The sequence below is a fragment of the uncultured Arthrobacter sp. genome (assembly GCF_902805515.1).
Lineage (GTDB): Bacteria > Actinomycetota > Actinomycetes > Actinomycetales > Micrococcaceae > Arthrobacter_D.
This window is the reverse complement of the sequence record NZ_CADCTE010000036.1, coordinates 1-1,325: the sequence shown is the minus strand read 5'-3', so window position 1 is coordinate 1,325 and position 1,325 is coordinate 1. Positions and strand designations below refer to the sequence as shown.

Below are 1,325 nucleotides of genomic sequence, written 5' to 3'. Positions count from 1 at the left end.
CGCAGGTTCGAGTCCTGCCGCCGCTACTATTTTTGTCCCCGGAGATGTGGTAACGAGAAAGGAACACGGATGTCCAGAGGGAAGTTCGAGAGGAACAAGCCGCACCTGAACGTCGGGACGATCGGCCACGTCGACCACGGCAAGACGACGCTCACCGCCGCGATCACAAAGACGCTTGCCAAGGCGGTGCCAAACGACCCGGCCAACCGCGAGGTGGCTTTTGATCAGATAGACAACGCCCCCGAGGAGCGCCAGCGCGGCATCACGATCGCCACATCCCACCAGGAGTACGCCACGGAGAATAGGCACTACGCGCACGTGGACTGCCCCGGTCACGCCGACTACGTCAAGAACATGATCACGGGGGCGGCGCAGATGGACGGGGCGATACTCGTCGTCTCGGCGGCCGACGGGCCGATGCCCCAGACTAGAGAGCACATCCTCCTGGCCCGGCAGGTGGGGGTCCCCTACATAGTGGTGTTCCTCAACAAGGCTGACATGGTCGACGACGAGGAGCTTTTGGAGCTTGTGGAGATGGAGGTTCGGGAGCTGCTCTCTGAGTACGAGTTCCCGGGCGACGACGTGCCGGTGGTGGTCGGCTCGGCCTTGAAGGCCCTGGATGGGGATGACTCTGAGTACGGGGAGCCGGCCATCCTGCAGCTGATGGGGGCGGTTGACTCCTACGTGCCCGAGCCCGAGCGGGACATAGATAGGGACTTTCTCTTGGCCGTGGAGGACGTCTTCACGATCCAGGGTCGTGGGACGGTGGCCACGGGCCGGGTGGAGACGGGTCAGGTCTCGGTGGGCACGGAGATAGAGATCGTGGGGATACGCCCCACGCGCAAGACTGTTGTGACGGGGGTTGAGATGTTCAACAAGAGCATGGACTCCGCCCAGGCCGGCGACAACATAGGCGCCTTGCTCCGCGGCCTGAAGAGGGACGACGTGGAGCGGGGTCAGGTGTTGGCCAAGCCCGGCACGATCACGCCGCACACCCGCTTCAAGGCGGAGGTGTACGTCTTGAGCAAGGAGGAGGGCGGGCGCCACACGCCGTTCTTCACGAACTACCGGCCGCAGTTCTACTTCCGCACGACGGACGTTACGGGGGAGATCCGTTTGGAGGAGGGGGTGGAGATGGTGATGCCGGGGGACAACACGGTGATGGAGGTGGAGCTGATCTCGCCGATAGCGATGGACGAGGGTTTGAACTTCGCCATCCGCGAGGGCGGCAGGACCGTCGGCGCCGGCGTCGTAACAGAGATCATCCAGTAGCGTAACGCAGGTTTAGCGGGGGCGGCGCCTATGCCGCCCCTGTGATTCGGAGG

1 protein-coding gene is annotated in these 1,325 nt (G+C 63.8%); it reads left to right on the top strand.

Going from position 1 to position 1,325, the window contains the following annotated elements; all coding sequences use genetic code 11:
• The first annotated feature begins 69 nt into the window (after positions 1-69).
• The gene (gene tuf / locus QZX79_RS02955; RefSeq protein ID WP_294564414.1) at positions 70-1,272 is read left to right on the top strand and encodes an elongation factor Tu; all 1,203 of its coding nucleotides are present in this window, start codon (positions 70-72) and stop codon (positions 1,270-1,272) included.
• Positions 1,273-1,325 lie beyond the last annotated feature (53 nt).